The organism is Arthrobacter koreensis (genome assembly GCF_035792275.1).
Taxonomy (GTDB): domain Bacteria; phylum Actinomycetota; class Actinomycetes; order Actinomycetales; family Micrococcaceae; genus Arthrobacter_B; species Arthrobacter_B koreensis_A.
The window spans coordinates 95,554-109,394 of sequence record NZ_JAMWKK010000005.1; the positions used below are offsets into that span (position 1 = coordinate 95,554).

The 13,841-nt window shown below is 65.4% G+C and carries 15 protein-coding genes; 8 read left to right on the top strand and 7 right to left on the bottom strand.

Annotated features, from left to right (window positions below; translation table 11 throughout):
* Nucleotides 1-70 precede the first annotated feature (70 nt).
* The 3 genes from NGB94_RS06815 to NGB94_RS06825 all read left to right on the top strand — a co-directional run bounded on the left by NGB94_RS06815 (nucleotide 71) and on the right by NGB94_RS06825 (nucleotide 4,933).
* On the top strand, nucleotides 71-1,312 hold the full coding sequence (locus NGB94_RS06815) for a thiolase family protein (protein ID WP_325789862.1): 1,242 nt from the start codon (nucleotides 71-73) through the stop codon (nucleotides 1,310-1,312).
* Nucleotides 1,312-3,453 carry a 3-hydroxyacyl-CoA dehydrogenase NAD-binding domain-containing protein gene (locus tag NGB94_RS06820; RefSeq protein ID WP_325789863.1) on the top strand — a complete coding sequence of 714 codons (2,142 nt, stop codon included), beginning with the start codon at nucleotides 1,312-1,314 and terminating at the stop codon, nucleotides 3,451-3,453. Before NGB94_RS06815 ends, NGB94_RS06820 begins: the two co-directional genes overlap by 1 nt.
* Before the next feature lie 952 nt (nucleotides 3,454-4,405).
* A complete protein-coding gene (locus tag NGB94_RS06825) occupies nucleotides 4,406-4,933 on the top strand; it encodes a DUF2231 domain-containing protein (protein WP_325789864.1) in 528 nt (175 codons plus the stop codon).
* Between the two features lie 22 nt (nucleotides 4,934-4,955).
* Here NGB94_RS06825 and NGB94_RS06830 read toward each other — a convergent pair whose 3' ends face one another.
* From NGB94_RS06830 to arsB, 3 genes are read right to left on the bottom strand one after another with little or no spacing between them, the layout of a single operon-like run.
* Nucleotides 4,956-6,410 (bottom strand): FAD-dependent oxidoreductase, encoded by a 1,455-nt coding sequence (locus tag NGB94_RS06830; protein WP_325789865.1) that lies wholly within the window; start codon nucleotides 6,408-6,410, stop codon nucleotides 4,956-4,958.
* Nucleotides 6,411-6,434: 24 nt separating this feature from the next.
* On the bottom strand, nucleotides 6,435-6,857 hold the full coding sequence (locus NGB94_RS06835; RefSeq protein ID WP_325789866.1) for an arsenate reductase ArsC: 423 nt from the start codon (nucleotides 6,855-6,857) through the stop codon (nucleotides 6,435-6,437).
* Nucleotides 6,854-8,017, bottom strand: coding sequence for an ACR3 family arsenite efflux transporter (gene arsB / locus NGB94_RS06840; protein WP_418910615.1), 1,164 nt, complete (start codon nucleotides 8,015-8,017; stop codon nucleotides 6,854-6,856). The genes NGB94_RS06835 and arsB overlap by 4 nt, the downstream gene beginning before the upstream one ends.
* Before the next feature lie 51 nt (nucleotides 8,018-8,068).
* Here arsB and NGB94_RS06845 point away from each other — a divergent pair, with 51 nt between their 5' ends.
* From NGB94_RS06845 to nhaA, 3 genes are all read left to right on the top strand, one after another.
* Nucleotides 8,069-8,443 (top strand): metalloregulator ArsR/SmtB family transcription factor, encoded by a 375-nt coding sequence (locus tag NGB94_RS06845; protein ID WP_325789868.1) that lies wholly within the window; start codon nucleotides 8,069-8,071, stop codon nucleotides 8,441-8,443.
* Between the two features lie 62 nt (nucleotides 8,444-8,505).
* Nucleotides 8,506-8,673, top strand: coding sequence for a hypothetical protein (locus NGB94_RS06850; RefSeq protein WP_325789869.1), 168 nt, complete (start codon nucleotides 8,506-8,508; stop codon nucleotides 8,671-8,673).
* 81 nt (nucleotides 8,674-8,754) lie between these two features.
* Nucleotides 8,755-10,059 (top strand): Na+/H+ antiporter NhaA, encoded by a 1,305-nt coding sequence (nhaA, locus tag NGB94_RS06855; protein WP_325789870.1) that lies wholly within the window; start codon nucleotides 8,755-8,757, stop codon nucleotides 10,057-10,059.
* A gap of 22 nt (nucleotides 10,060-10,081) precedes the next feature.
* Here nhaA and NGB94_RS06860 read toward each other — a convergent pair whose 3' ends face one another.
* Both NGB94_RS06860 and NGB94_RS06865 read right to left on the bottom strand, forming a co-directional pair.
* Nucleotides 10,082-10,693 carry a dihydrofolate reductase family protein gene (locus tag NGB94_RS06860; RefSeq protein WP_325789871.1) on the bottom strand — a complete coding sequence of 204 codons (612 nt, stop codon included), beginning with the start codon at nucleotides 10,691-10,693 and terminating at the stop codon, nucleotides 10,082-10,084.
* A gap of 3 nt (nucleotides 10,694-10,696) precedes the next feature.
* Complete coding sequence (locus NGB94_RS06865; protein WP_325790022.1) at nucleotides 10,697-11,149, bottom strand: helix-turn-helix domain-containing protein; 453 nt, start codon at nucleotides 11,147-11,149, stop codon at nucleotides 10,697-10,699.
* Between the two features lie 123 nt (nucleotides 11,150-11,272).
* Here NGB94_RS06865 and NGB94_RS06870 point away from each other — a divergent pair, with 123 nt between their 5' ends.
* Nucleotides 11,273-12,160: an oxidoreductase gene (locus NGB94_RS06870; protein ID WP_418910616.1), complete on the top strand. Its 888-nt coding sequence runs from the start codon at nucleotides 11,273-11,275 to the stop codon at nucleotides 12,158-12,160.
* A 43-nt stretch (nucleotides 12,161-12,203) separates the two neighbouring features.
* On the opposite strand, the gene NGB94_RS06875 is transcribed toward NGB94_RS06870, so the two are convergent.
* Both NGB94_RS06875 and NGB94_RS06880 read right to left on the bottom strand, forming a co-directional pair.
* Nucleotides 12,204-12,887 carry a DNA alkylation repair protein gene (locus NGB94_RS06875; RefSeq protein WP_325789872.1) on the bottom strand — a complete coding sequence of 228 codons (684 nt, stop codon included), beginning with the start codon at nucleotides 12,885-12,887 and terminating at the stop codon, nucleotides 12,204-12,206.
* 14 nt (nucleotides 12,888-12,901) lie between these two features.
* Nucleotides 12,902-13,378: a DUF2975 domain-containing protein gene (locus NGB94_RS06880; RefSeq protein WP_325789873.1), complete on the bottom strand. Its 477-nt coding sequence runs from the start codon at nucleotides 13,376-13,378 to the stop codon at nucleotides 12,902-12,904.
* A 146-nt stretch (nucleotides 13,379-13,524) separates the two neighbouring features.
* On the opposite strand from NGB94_RS06880, the gene NGB94_RS06885 reads away from it, so the two are divergent.
* Nucleotides 13,525-13,800, top strand: a complete 276-nt coding sequence (locus NGB94_RS06885; protein WP_325789874.1) for a hypothetical protein — start codon at nucleotides 13,525-13,527, stop codon at nucleotides 13,798-13,800.
* Nucleotides 13,801-13,841 lie beyond the last annotated feature (41 nt).

The following is a 13,841-nucleotide window of genomic DNA, read 5'->3' on the forward strand; positions in this document are numbered from 1 at the left end:
CCTTGCAGCCTAAGTTACCCGCGAGTAACATTGAGCGAGAGCTAATCCACATCTCAAAGAGGAGCAGTACGTGAGCCCACAAAGCCGAGCACGGCAGATCAGGGACGTCGTTTTTGTCGACGGCGTTCGGACCCCCTTCGGACGCGCCGGCGAGAAGGGCATGTACGCCGACACACGCGCCGATGACCTGGTGGTCAAGTGCATTCGTGAACTCCTGCGCCGGAATCCCTCCCTGCCGCCCGAGCGGGTAGACGAGGTAGCCATCGCCGCCACCACCCAGACCGGCGACCAGGGCCTGACCATCGGCCGCACCGCCGCGCTGCTGGCCGGACTCCCCCGCACGGTTCCCGGCTTCGCCATTGACCGCATGTGTGCCGGTGCCATGACGGCCGTGACCACCACGGCGTCCGGAATTGGCTTCGGCGCCTACGACGTCGTCATTGCCGGCGGCGTGGAACACATGGGCCACCACCCGATGGGTGACGGCGCAGATCCCAACCCCCGTTTCGTTACCGAGCGCCTTGTGGATCCGGCAGCACTCAACATGGGCAACACTGCGGAGAACCTGCACGACCGTTTCCCGGACATCACCAAGGAACGCACCGACGCGTACGCCGCCGCCAGCCAGGAAAAGCTCGCCAAGGCCTACGCCGGCAACCAGATCCAGCCGGACCTGGTTCCCGTTGCCACCAAGAAGACCGGGGCCGGCTGGACCCTGAGCACGGTTGACGAAGGACCGCGCCCGGGAACGACGGTCGAGGACCTCGCCACCCTGCGCACCCCCTTCCGTCCGCACGGCCGCGTCACCGCCGGCAATGCCTCCGGACTGAACGACGGCGCCACCACGGCCCTCCTTGCGTCTGCGGACGCCGCCGAGGAACTCGGCCTGCCCGTGAAGATGCGCATGGTCGGCTACGCCTTTGCCGGCGTGGAGCCCGAAGTCATGGGCATTGGACCGGTGCCCGCCACGGAAAAGGCGCTGAAGCAGACCGGCCTGACCATCGAGGACATCGGCCTGTTTGAGATCAACGAGGCCTTCGCTGTCCAGGTGCTCTCCTTCCTGGACCACTTCGGCATTGCCGACGACGATCCCCGCGTGAACCGCTACGGCGGCGCGATCGCCGTCGGGCACCCGCTGGCCTCCTCCGGCGTGCGACTGATGACTCAGCTGGCCCGCCAGTTCGAGGAAGACCCCTCGGTCCGCTACGGCATGACCACCATGTGCATCGGCCTGGGCATGGGCGCCACCGTCATCTGGGAGAACCCCAACCACCCCGAGTACAACACCGAGTCCACGGAGGCTTCGAAGTAATGACCGCAGCACCTGATTACCAGCGCCTGGCCGGGCTTTTCCCGAACGAGGTTGTCACCCACTCCTACGTTTCCGATGTGGAGCTGCCCGGAGGTGCCGGCACCTTCGCCCTCATCACCCTGGACAACGACGTCGACCATTCCCGTCCCACCACGCTGGGTCCGAACACGCTGCTGGAACTCGGCGGCGTGCTGGATGAGCTGAAGGAACGCGCTGCCAAGGGCGAGATCGTGGGCGTCGGCGTGACCGGCAAGCCGCACTACCTCGTGGCCGGGGCCGACCTTTCAGCAGTGAAGACCCTGGCAGAGTACGAGGACGGCGTAGCCATGGCTGCTCTCGGCCACGAGGTTTACGGCAAGCTCGGCACGCTGGGCGTTCCCAGCTTCGCGTTCATCAACGGCGTCGCCCTCGGCGGCGGACTGGAGATCGCTCTCCAGTCCGATTACCGCACGGTCTCCACCGGTGCGGGTGCCCTGGCACTGCCGGAAGCGTTCATCGGACTGGTACCGGGCTGGGGCGGCGTCTACCTGCTGCCCCGCCTGATCGGCCCCGAAAACGCCGTGAAGGTGATGATCGAGAACCCGCTGAGCAACAACCGCACGCTCTCCGGCCCCGCGGCCTACAAGCTCGGCATTGCTGATGCCCTGTTCGAGCCGGCCGACTTCCTGGAGCAGTCCCTCGCCTGGGCCTCCCGCGTCATCACCGGTGCGGAGACCGTCACGCGGCCCAACGCCGTCGAGCCTTCCGAAGTGGGCGACCGCTGGGACGCCGCCGTCGCCGCCGGCCGCGCCTTCGTGGAAGCACGCACCTCCAACGCTGCTCCGGCCCCGGCGAAGGTGCTGGACATTTTCGAAGCCGGCAAGGACTGGACCCGCGAGCAGTCCCGCGAAGCAGAGTGCGACGCACTGGCCGAACTGATGCAGACCCCGCAGTTCCAGTCCACCGTGTACGCGTTCCTGGATCTGGTGCAGAAGCGCGGCAAGCGTCCCGCCGGCGCACCGGACAAGAAGCTTGCCCGTCCGGTGACCAAGGTCGGCGTCGTCGGCGCAGGCCTGATGGCCAGCCAGCTGGCGCTGCTGTTCGCCAAGCAGCTCAAGGTGCCCGTGGTTATGACGGACATCGACCAGGAGCGCGTAGACAAGGGCGTGGGCTACGTCCACGCGGAGGTGGACAAGCTGCTCGGCAAGGGCCGCATCTCCCCCGACGCCGCGAACCGCACCAAGGCGCTGGTCACCGGATCCGTGTCCAAGGAAGCCTTCTCCGACGCTGACTTTGTGATTGAAGCCGTGTTCGAGGAAATGTCCGTCAAGAAGCAGGTCTTCGCCGAGGTGGAGGCAGTCGTCTCCCCCGAGTGCATCCTGGCAACCAACACGTCTTCACTCTCCGTCACCGAAATGGCGGCGGACCTGCAGCACCCCGAGCGCGTGGTCGGTTTCCACTTCTTCAACCCGGTGGCCGTGATGCCGCTGCTGGAGATTGTGCGCGCCCCGAAGACCGACGACGCCGTGCTGGCCACCGCGTTCGTTCTGGCGAAGCAGCTGAAGAAGACCGCAGTGCTGGTGAAGGACGCGGCTGCGTTTGTGGTCAACCGCATCCTCGGCCGCATGTTCGGCGAGATCACCAAGGTGTTCGACGAGGGCACCGACGCCGCCACTGCTGACAACGCGCTGCGTCCGATGGGCCTGCCGATGACCCCGTTCAACCTGCTGGCCCTCGTCGGTCTGCCGGTCGGACAGCATGTCCAGGAGTCCCTGCACGCAGCCTTCGGCGACCGGTTCCATGTCTCAGAAAACTCGCAGAAGCTGATCGATGCCGGCATCAAATCGCTCTGGCAGAAGGATGAGGACGGCAAGCCCTACGTGCCGCAGGAAACCCTCGACCTGCTGACCTTCAGCGACTCGCCCTCCACCTCCGAGGAAGTCCTGCGCCGCACGCAGGACGCCCTGGCTGAGGAAATCGGCATGATGCTGGACGAAGGAGTGGTGGCCGGTCCGGAAGACATCGACCTCTGCGTCATCCTGGGCGCGGGCTGGCCGATGCACCTGGGCGGCATCACGCCGTACCTGGACCGGGTGGGTGCCTCTAACCGGGTGAACGGGAAGCTCTTCAACGCCGGTGCTGTTCCGGTGGCTGCTTCCTAGTTCGTTCTATCTGCTTGGCGCGCTTGTCAAGCGCCGGGCGGACCGGAGCGGCGGCATTCCTGCCGCCTAACCCGGTCCGTCCGGCGCTTTTGTTATGCGTACCGTCTCGCTTCTTGAGCAGCAGCAAACCTTCGGGGAGATGACGCTGCTTAGGCAGTGAATCACGAAACCCTCGGTGGGTTGACGCTGTATTGGAGCTCTCAAAGCGACGTTAGCTCACCGAAGGTTTTTTAGAGGGGTCCTAAGCAGCTGTATCGCACCGAAGGTTGAGCCTGAACGCATCCGGGGCGGAAACGGAAGGGCGGCATTCCTGCCGCCTAACCCGGTCCGTCCGGCGTCTCAGGATCTTTGGCGCGAGCTCTCTGCATTAGGAGGGCTACAAGTATGCCCAGAACGGCAGCCAATCCAAGGCCCGACGGAATGAGGCGGACGCTTTGTGGCGCGTCGAGGACGATAAGGACGATGCTCGCGGCGGCACACACGACGCAGACCCCTGCCACCACCCACCCGGTGGCGGTCGGCCAGGCAGCACGTTTGTCCCCCATGAACTGATGCCTCCATCGCTGAGAATCGAACTGTGCGATCACGCTAGCATGCGGGCCATCGGACTTAGGTCAACGAATATCCTGTGCTCGCAGGGCTAGCAAGGAGCAATAAAGCCGCCTAACCCGGTCCGTCCGGCGCTTTTGCTGTACGTGCCCTCGCGCTTCTTGAGCAGCAGCAAACCTTCGGGGAAATAACGCTGCTTTGCCCGTGAATCACGAAACCATCGGTGGGTTGACGCTGCACTGGAGCTCTTAAAGCGACGTTAACTCAACGAAGGTTTCTCCAGAAGGGCTCTAAACACCTGTAACTCACCGAAGGTTGAGCAGGAATCCCCGGGGGGCTTGCTGTTGCACCAAGTCCATGCCCACCCTAGGCAGCCGGGTTTCGCGGGCGTAGCCTGACCGGCGTGAATCAGCCACCAGCATCGCAGCAGCTCATCCGGACGATCAGCGACAGTGCCTTCGCTGAACGGGCTGCGGATCTGCAGTCCAGGTTCTACAAACCTATCCTGGACTGGGTCCCCCGAACCGTCCTGAACCGGAGCCTGGCGGGCCACTCGGTTCACCCGATCCTCACCGATCTGCCCATCGGTTGCTGGGCGGCCGCCAGCATTGTTGACTTTTCCGGTGGCGCTGGCGGCCGCCGTTCCGCAGGCCTTCTGCTAGCAGCAGGAATCGCGGCGTCCATACCTACGGCGTTCTCGGGTGCCAACGACTGGAAATACCTCACCGGCACGGACCGGCGGACCGGTGCCGTCCACGCGCTTGGGACCGACATCGCTTCGTTCCTCATGATGGGCTCACTTATCGCCCGGCTCCGCGGCAAATCCAATGCAGGGCGCGGGCTTGCCGTCGCCGGCAACGTGGTGATGGCAGGTGCGGGTTTTCTGGGCGGATATCTGGCGCTGACCCGCGGGGCTGCCCACCGCGATTGAGCGAGGTGCGGATCCGTGTGGGTCAGGACAGTCCTCCGGAACGGCCGTGCTGCAGGCCGGTGGGGATGCCGAGGAAGGCCGGTTCCGGAGCAGCGCAGCAGGAGGACTCCGCACTTGCAACGGCGGGAGCCTCCTCGGCGGGAGCGCAGCAGGAGGACTCCGCTGATGCCGCAGGGGCAGCCTCCGCAGGAGCGTCACAGCAGCTGCTGCCTGCGTCCGTGGAGCACACCCCCGTCTCGGGCAGCACGAGTTCCACATTGTCTGCTGCAGCCTGGTCCCCCGCGAGGGCAGCGGCGATGGAACGGACCTGCTCGTAGCCGGTGGCCATCAGGAACGTGGGAGCCCGCCCATAGGACTTCATGCCCACAATGTAGAAATCCTTCTCCGGATGGGACAACAGCCGCGCTCCGTGTGGTTCAACGGTGCCGCAGCTGTGGAACTCAGGATCGATGAGCGGACCAAGCTGCCGCGGCGCTTCAACGGCAGGGTCCAGGTCCAGGCGGATCTCGCGCAGCAGGTCCAGGTTCGGCCGGAAACCCGTGGCCGGGACCAGCAGATCCACCTTCAGCTCTTTCCTGCCGTCGGGCGTGGTTCCCAGGACAGTCAGGGTGGTCGCCGATTCGAACCCGGTGATCGTGAAGGACGTGTGCAGCTCGATCCGGCCGTCCTCAACCAGGGAGCGCAGCCGGCTGCCAAGGGCACCGCGGGCCGGCAGCCCGTCCAGATCTCCGCCGCCGTAAACACCTGCAGCACTGGAGCTTCGGATGGCCCAGCTGATCCGGGTCCCCGGTTCCCGCTCGGCCAGTTCGCCAAGGGACAGCAGGGTGTTTGCAGCCGAATGGCCTGCCCCGACCACCAGGACGTGCCGCCCGGCGAACTGCGCCCGGATGCTGCCAGTGACGTCGGGCAGCGGATCCGTGATGAAACCAGCCGCATGTGCCTCGGTTTCGCCAGGGGCAGGGAGTCCGGCCTGGCCCAGCGGATTGGGAGTGTGCCAGGTCCCGGACGCATCAAGGACTGCGCGGACGCGATGGTCAGTGACCACGCCGTCTGCCGTGCGCACACGGACCAGGAACGCCGCCGTCTCCCGGCCTGCGCTGCGGGTCTTGTCCAGGCCTTCCCGGCTGACCGCGATGACTTCGCTGGAGGTATGCATTGCGGCGGCTAACGCCGGGATCTCGGACAATGGGCGAAGGTACTGGTTCAAGAGTTCGGCGCTGGTCGGGAGTTCATCCGGCTCCGGCTCCTGCCAGCCGGTGGACGCCAGCAGCCGGCGGGCAGCGGCGTCGGTGTTGTAGCGCCAGGGCGAAAACAGCCGGACGTGGCCCCAGCTTGCCACCGCCGCGGCCGGAGAGGCACCTGCTTCGAAGATGACCGGGGTCAGGCCCCGCTCGAGCAGGTGCGCCGCGGCGGCCAGTCCAACGGGACCGGCCCCAAGGACGGCGACTGGCAGTTCGGATGGTTGGATCTTAGACACTGGAGTTTTCCTTAACTGAGGTTCTTAGGCTGCAGGCAGCAGGTCGGTGATGAGCAGCTGGATGCGGTGCTTGATGTCGTCACGGATGGGACGGACGGCCTCCACACCCTTGCCTGCCGGGTCCGCCAGCTGCCAGTCCTCGTAGCGTTTGCCGGGAAAGACGGGACAGGCGTCGCCGCAGCCCATGGTGATCACGACGTCGGAATCCCGGACGGCGTCAACCGTCAGCACCTTGGGCAGTTCCGCGGACATGTCGATGCCGTCTTCCGCCATCGCTTCCACGGCGGCCGGGTTGACGCTATCCGCGGGGGCGGATCCGGCTGAGCGGACTTCGATCCGGCCCTGTCCGAGGACGCGCAGGTAGGCCGCGGCCATCTGGGAGCGCCCGGCGTTGTGGACGCAGACGAACAGGACAGAGGGCTTTTCCCGGGCTGAAGACGGCTTCACTGGGTGCTCTTTTCGGCGGGTGCGGATACGAGGACGGCGGGTTGGACGGGCCAGAACTTCCTGCGGGCCCAAAGGGCGGCATAAACCAGGGCAACGAGGACTGGGACCTCGATCAGGGGTCCGACGACGCCGGCCAGCGCCTGCCCGGAGGTCACCCCGTAGGTGGCGATGGCCACGGCAATGGCGAGTTCGAAATTGTTCCCCGCAGCGGTGAAGGCCAGGGTGGTGGTACGGGCGTATCCGAGCCCGAGCAGTTTGCCCAGCAGCATGCCGGCTCCGAAAACCACGGTGAAGTAGACCAGCAGCGGAACGGCGATCCGCACGACGTCGAGCGGGTTGGAGGTGATCTCGTCACCCTGCAGCGCGAACAGGAGCACGATGGTGAACAGCAGTCCGTAAAGTGCCCAAGGGCCCAGCCTGGGCAGGAAGCGGTCCTCATACCATTCCCTGCCGCGTGCCTTCTCACCGAGGGCGCGTGTGAGGAATCCGGCCAGCAGCGGAATGCCCAGGAACACCAGAACGCTCAGGGTAATCGCCCAGAAGGAGAACTCCACGCTGGTGGTCTCCAGTCCCAGCCAGCCGGGCAGGACCTGGAGGTAGAACCAGCCCAGCGCGCCGAAGGCCAGGACCTGGAAGACGGAGTTGATCGCCACCAGGACCGCGGCAGCCTCCCGGTCGCCGCACGCGAGGTCGTTCCAGATCAGAACCATGGCGATGCAGCGTGCCAGCCCCACGATGATCAGGCCGGTGCGATACTCCGGCAGGTCCGGGAGGAAGATCCAGGCCAGGGCAAACATAAAGGCCGGTGCGGCCAGCCAGTTCAGCACCAGTGACGTGAGCATGAGTTTGCGGTCCGCGACCACCGTTCGGGTTTCGTCATACCGCACCTTTGCCAGCACCGGGTACATCATCACCAGCAGGCCCAGGGCGATCGGCAGGGACACCCCTGCCACCTTGACCGAGTCCAGCGCCGGTCCGATGCCGGGAACAAACCTGCCAAGCAGCAGGCCCGCAGCCATAGCCGCCAGGATCCAGACGGGCAGCAGCCGGTCCAGTGTGGAGAGCCTCAGGGCCGTCCTCCGGTCAGTCCGGTCGGCGGCTGCCGGCAGCGCGGGGTGGGTCACGGGGCTCCTTGAGTGCAGAGTGTGGAGAGTTGCCATCGGAAAACATCGATGACTTTCGATGTTGAGTATCCGCGCAGATATCGACGAATGTCAATCTATGGGCATAATGGTCGGGTGAACGCTGTTGAGACCTCCCCCGAAAGCCCTGCTGCGGACTGCTGCACCCCGCTGACGCAGGAAGTGCTCAGCGTTGAAGAGGCCCAGCAGTTTGCCCAGCTGCTCAAGGCGGTGGCGGAGCCTACCCGCCTTCGCCTGGTGTCCATCATCGCCGCCCAGGAGAACCGGGAGGCGTGTGTCTGCGACCTGACCGAGCCGATCGGCCTGGGCCAGCCCACGGTGTCGCATCACTTGAAGATCCTCGTGGATGCCGGCATCCTTCATCGCGAAAAGCGCGGCGTCTGGGCCTACTATTCGATCGTCCCGGGATCCCTGGAACGGGCGGCCGCCGTACTGGCGCCGTAGTAGCAGGTATCCGCTGCCGCCTTCTTTCCGGGGATATCAGCAACCTTGGTAAGGTGGAGTGCATGACTGCCCGACGCCGCCAGGCCCAGCCTGCCTCGACGCAGGCGCTGGGGGCGTACCTGAAGCGGCTGCTGCTGGCGAAACGGGCCAGCGGAACCAACGGCTGGATGAGCTCATGGGGCACCAACGCGCACGGAGAAATCGCCGGCTGCCCGCCGCCACGTACCTGATTCCGCACCTGCCAAACACCCACACCAGGTTCTTCAGGTGCACTCTGCCCACTTCAGGTACAGCGCACGAAAGAGCACGTCATGCCCTCATCCCCCCATGCCCTTCCGGACAACCAGCGCCCGCATGCAATCTGGCGCGGCGTCCACCAGACACTTGCCAAGGACACCACCGGCGGAGCCCTGCTTCTCGGGGCCACCGTCCTGGCCCTCGTCTTTGCCAACTCGCGCCTCGCCGGTTTCTATGAGGAGGTGCGGGAATTCTCCTTCGGTCCCGAAGCCCTTCACCTGAACCTGAGCGTCGCCGCCTGGGCCGCCGATGGCCTGCTGGCCGTGTTCTTCTTCGTTGTCGGGCTCGAGCTCAAGGAAGAATTCGTTGCCGGCAAGCTGCGGGACCCGCGCACAGCCCTCGTTCCGATTGTCGCCGCAATCGGCGGCGTCGCGGTTCCCGCCCTGATCTTCACGGTCATTAACCTGAACGCCGGCGGTGACGCGCTGAATGGCTGGGCCATCCCGGCCGCCACGGACATCGCCTTCGCGGTGGCCGTGATCGCCGTCGTTGGCCGGTTCCTTCCTCCCGCACTGCGCACCTTCCTGCTCACCCTTGCCGTGGTGGATGACCTGCTCGCCATCTCCATCATTGCCATCTTCTACACCGACGGCATTGCCTTCGTGCCGCTGCTTGCCGCCCTGGTCCCGCTGGCCGTATTTGCGGTCCTCGTCCAGCGCGGTGTCCGGTCCTGGTGGGTGCTGATTCCCCTCGGCGTCGCGGTGTGGACTCTCATCCATGCCTCCGGGGTCCACGCCACCGTAGCCGGCGTCCTGCTCGGCTTCATGGTTCCGGTCGTCGCGAAGGGCCGTGCCAAGGTCCGGGTTGGCACCAAGGACGACGGTTCGCCCCTGTACGAGGGCATGGCAGCCCACTTCGCTGACAAGTGGTCCGTCTTCTCGAGCGCATTCGCCGTGCCGGTCTTCGCGTTCTTCTCCGCCGGCGTCACCGTGGGTGGTTTCAGCGGGCTGCTCGATTCGCTCGGGAGCAGCATTGCGCTGGGTATCATCGGAGGTCTGGTGCTCGGCAAGGCCATCGGCATCACGGCGGGAACGTTCCTCGTCACGCGCCTCCGCGGCATCGTCATTGACAAGTCGCTGTCCTGGATCGACATCATCGGAATGTCCTTCATCGCCGGCATCGGCTTCACCGTTTCCCTGCTCGTCGGGGAACTCTCCTACGATGCCGCCAGTGACGCAGCCGGGGAAATGAAAGTTGGGGTGATCGTCGGGTCCGTCATCTCGGCGACAATCGGTGCGGTGATCCTGACAGCCCGGAACCGGCGCTACCGGGCCGCTGCGGCCATGAGCACGGAAGCTGCTGAAGCGCGCCGGGACTGATTTCTGCCTGGTCCGGTAGGACCTATTCGCCGGCGTCGAGCCCTGTTACCGGCATCCCGTTACGGTCATAGACCAACCGCAGCACCCCGGAAGGAAAGGCCTGTGGCGGCTCCGCAAGTGTGAACGCCGCCGGGACACCGCCGTCGCCGGAAAACACCCGCTTCCCGGTGCCCAGCGTTATCGGATACAGGAAGAGATTCAGCCGGTCCAGGATCCCGGCCGCCAGCAGCGACCCGGCAAGGGCGCCGCTGCCCACAACGTGGATGTGCCCGTGCCGGTCCTTCAGCGCGGCAGCCTCTTCCGCGGTGGACATTACAGTGGTCCGCTCCCAGTCCGCTCTGTCCATGGTCCGGGAAACCACGTACTTCGGGAGGGCATTGAACTTCTCCGCGATCGGGTTGGAGTTCCCCCGCTCCGGCCAGTACCCGGCAAGGATGTCGTAGGTCCTGCGGCCCAGCAGCAGGGAGTCCATCTCATTGATGCCGGCCATGATCGCGCTGCCGGATTCGGCGTCGGCAAAGGCGGCCTGCCAGCCTCCGAGCGTGAAGCCCCCGGAGGTGTCCTCCTCCGCGCCGCCGGGACCCTGATAAACACCGTCGAGTGTCAGGAACAAGTCCAGCGAAATGGTGCCCACCGTTCACGCCCCTCCGGTCGGACCGCTGCTGACCGCTGTCGCGGAGCCGCGGGCGTCATAAGCGGTCCGCTCGGCGAATACCTCCTCCATGTGCTGTTCCGCCCAGCCCTTGAAGCCGCGCAGCAGCTGGTGGAGGGACAGCCCAAGGGCCGTGAGTTCGTAGGTAACCGTCACCGGCACGGTCGGCGTGACAGTCCGGGTGAGCAGTCCGTCGCGCTCCAATGACCGCAGAGTCTGGGTCAGCATTTTCTGGCTCACTCCGGCCAGGACCCGCGACAGCTCTGAGAAACGCATCGGCTGCGGATGACCGTCACAACCGGGACCGCTCCCCAGGGCCGAAAGGATCAGCATGACCCACTTGTCCGAAATACGGTCCAGCAGCTGGCGGCTGGGACACGCTGCCAGGAAGGCGTTGTACCGGGCCTTGGATTCTTCCCGTTTTTCGGCCGCCGTCATAGTTGCCACTGCGCTGCTCCTGTTCCTTCGGGGTTACCTAGGCACCCGAAGGTGCCGTCTTCCACACGCAAAGTTCCGTGCCAATACTGGAGTAACCCGCTTCAGAACACCACCTTCCTCCGCATGAAATGGCAGAACATGAATTCTTCGACTAGATCCCTTCCGGGCGGCACCTGGACTATCGGCAACCTTGCACTCAGCCGCTTTGGATACGGTGCAATGCAACTGGCCGGACCGGGGGTTATGGGCCCTCCACCAGACCGCGACGGCGCGCTGGCCGTCCTGCAGGAAGCGGCGGCGAGCGGCATCACGCACATCGACACGAGCGGGGCGTACGGCCCCAACATCACGAACCGTCTGATCCGTGAAGCGCTCTATCCCTACCCGGACCGTCTGCACCTGGCCACGAAGGTCGGAGCTGTCCGCGACGAACAAGGGTCATGGGTCCCGGCGAGCCGGCCCGGCCAGCTGCGCCGCGCCGTCGTCGAAAACCTTGAAACACTCGGTCTTGACACACTGGATCTCGTCTATTTCCGCGCAGGCGATGCGCGGGGCACGGTGCCGGGGTCCATAGCCGAGCCAATGGAAACCCTTGCCGAGCTGCAGCGCGACGGCATAATTCGCCATCTCGGGGTCAGTAATGCTCTGCCCGAACAGGTCGCAGAGGCCAGGAGCATAACCCCCATCGTCTCCGTACAGAACATGTACAACCTCGCCTTCCGCGGGGACGACGATCTCATCGATTCTCTGGCACGGGACGGCGTGGCCTACGTCCCGTTCTTCCCGCTTGGCGGATTCAGCCCGCTGCAGTCGGCAGCCCTTTCGGCGGTGGCGGCCCGGCTCGGTACCAGCCCCATGTCCGTAGCGCTTGCCTGGCTGTTGCGCCGCTCCCCCAACATCCTGCTGATTCCCGGCACGTCGTCACAGGCACACCTGAGGGAGAACATCTCCGGTGCCTTCCTGGACCTTTCAACCACCGACATTGCAGAGCTGAACGGAATCGGCCGATAGACGCGACCGTCCCAGGTGCTGTGTCCCGGCCGGCAGCAGCTCGCTACTTTCCCTCCTTCCGGCGGACGATCTCCTGGATCCAGACGGGCGCGTAGGGCGACGTGCAGTTCGGCGGCGTCGGGTAGTCCTTGAGTACCTCCAGCCGTTCGCCGATGCTGATGGCCCGGCTGCGGAAATCAGGGTGGCTGATGCCAATCTGGGCCAGGCAGGTGTTCATGGCCCACTGCAGCCGATCGGGGGCGTCCCGCAGTTCAGCCTCGATCGTGTCCAGCAGTCCGTTGAGGTCCAGCCCCTCGGGGTTCCTGGAGACTCGTTCGCTGGTGAGCGCCCAGCCGGCGCTGGCCACCTCGGGATCCGGATCAGCAACCCAGAGTAGGCGCAGGTCCTCTGCGTGAGGGCTCTTCTTGACGACATAGTTCAGCAGCCAGTCCTGTACCTTGGGGCTGCGTGCCTCCCGAATCATGACGTCCAGTTCGTCCTGTCCGAAGGATTTCGGCCGGCAGATCAGCACTGCCAGCAGCCGTGCCGCGGTGTCCCCGGTTTGCCAGAGCTGACGGGACAGTTCCTGCTGCGTTTTGAGCTCCTTGGCAACCGCGCGGAGACGGCTGAGGTTCACCCCGTGGTCGTCTCCGTGCCGTTCGTTGACCGCACGAATCTTCGGGTCCTCAAGGGCGGCAAGCTGGACCATCACCTCTTCAACGGTGGTTACGGTGCCTGTCGCGGCCATGCGGCTGTTTCCTTTCACGTCCAGCGGTACGGACCAGGGATCTCTCCGGCATTGCTGCCGGCTCGCAGGACCCTGTTCCGCAGCGCCACCGCTGCAGGGACGAGGGCAAGCCCGGCGAGAAGCCCCGCCAGCATCGCGGGGCCGCCTATGCCCGCTGCAAACCCGGCATGGGCGCAGATCCCGGCAACGGTGATTCCCGAGAGTCCGAGAGACACAGCCATGACGGTTGCCGGTCCGGCTGCACGAAGGGTCAGTTCGCCGTCTGCCACCACAAGGCCCAGCATCCGCCACGCTGCCAGGAGTGCCGCCTCGACACAGGCTACCGCCGCAATTACCGCTGCGGCGTAGGGGACGGCGAGGTGCGCGGCCTGCGGATACGCCGCGGCGTACTCGCCCGCCATGCGCGGCAGCAGCACTGTCTGAGACAACAGGGCCAGGAGTCCGGCAGCGACAAGGACAAAACGAAGTGGCAGCGCTTCCTGCTTGGTCATAGCGCAATGGTCGTCAGGTCGGTTCATGCTGTCAACCACACGGTTCGTGCCTTCCTGGGGTGGTGTGTCCGGCGTCGTCCAACAATCGTCACGGTATTCCTCCCCGGCCCGATGACAGGATCCCTGGGGTTCTATAAGCTCGGCCCGTGAACACCGGCCCCGACGCAAGGAAGCTGCGCCAGCCGAGCCCCGTGCTCGCGACGCTGTTCTGCGTCATGGTTGCGGTTGTCTCGCTGTATACCGTGCTGCCCCACAGCCAGCCGTGGACCTGGCTGTTGCTGGGGCTCGTTGTATTGTCGACAGCCGCCTTCGTGGTGTCGCTCGCCGGTTTTGCCCTGCGTCAGCGCGACGACTACTGGCGTGAACGCGGCAGGGATCGCAAGAACCCTGAGTCACCCGGCACGAAGAATACGAGCCCCTAGCCGTACCCCTGCGCCGCGCCGACGCGAGTGTCCCAGCGACG

Bases quoted from the DNA above. Each gene is read 5' to 3' on its own strand.
- NGB94_RS06845 (WP_325789868.1), top strand. From the start codon at position 8,069: ATGTCAATCTATGGGCATAATGGTCGGGTGAACGCTGTTGAGACCTCC.
- NGB94_RS06870 (WP_418910616.1), top strand. From the start codon at position 11,273: ATGAAATGGCAGAACATGAATTCTTCGACTAGATCCCTTCCGGGCGGC.
- NGB94_RS06880 (WP_325789873.1), bottom strand. From the start codon at position 13,378: ATGACCAAGCAGGAAGCGCTGCCACTTCGTTTTGTCCTTGTCGCTGCC.
- arsB (WP_418910615.1), bottom strand. From the start codon at position 8,017: ATGGCAACTCTCCACACTCTGCACTCAAGGAGCCCCGTGACCCACCCC.
- NGB94_RS06850 (WP_325789869.1), top strand. From the start codon at position 8,506: ATGACTGCCCGACGCCGCCAGGCCCAGCCTGCCTCGACGCAGGCGCTG.
- NGB94_RS06865 (WP_325790022.1), bottom strand. From the start codon at position 11,149: ATGACGGCGGCCGAAAAACGGGAAGAATCCAAGGCCCGGTACAACGCC.
- NGB94_RS06820 (WP_325789863.1), top strand. From the start codon at position 1,312: ATGACCGCAGCACCTGATTACCAGCGCCTGGCCGGGCTTTTCCCGAAC.
- NGB94_RS06875 (WP_325789872.1), bottom strand. From the start codon at position 12,887: ATGGCCGCGACAGGCACCGTAACCACCGTTGAAGAGGTGATGGTCCAG.
- nhaA (WP_325789870.1), top strand. From the start codon at position 8,755: ATGCCCTCATCCCCCCATGCCCTTCCGGACAACCAGCGCCCGCATGCA.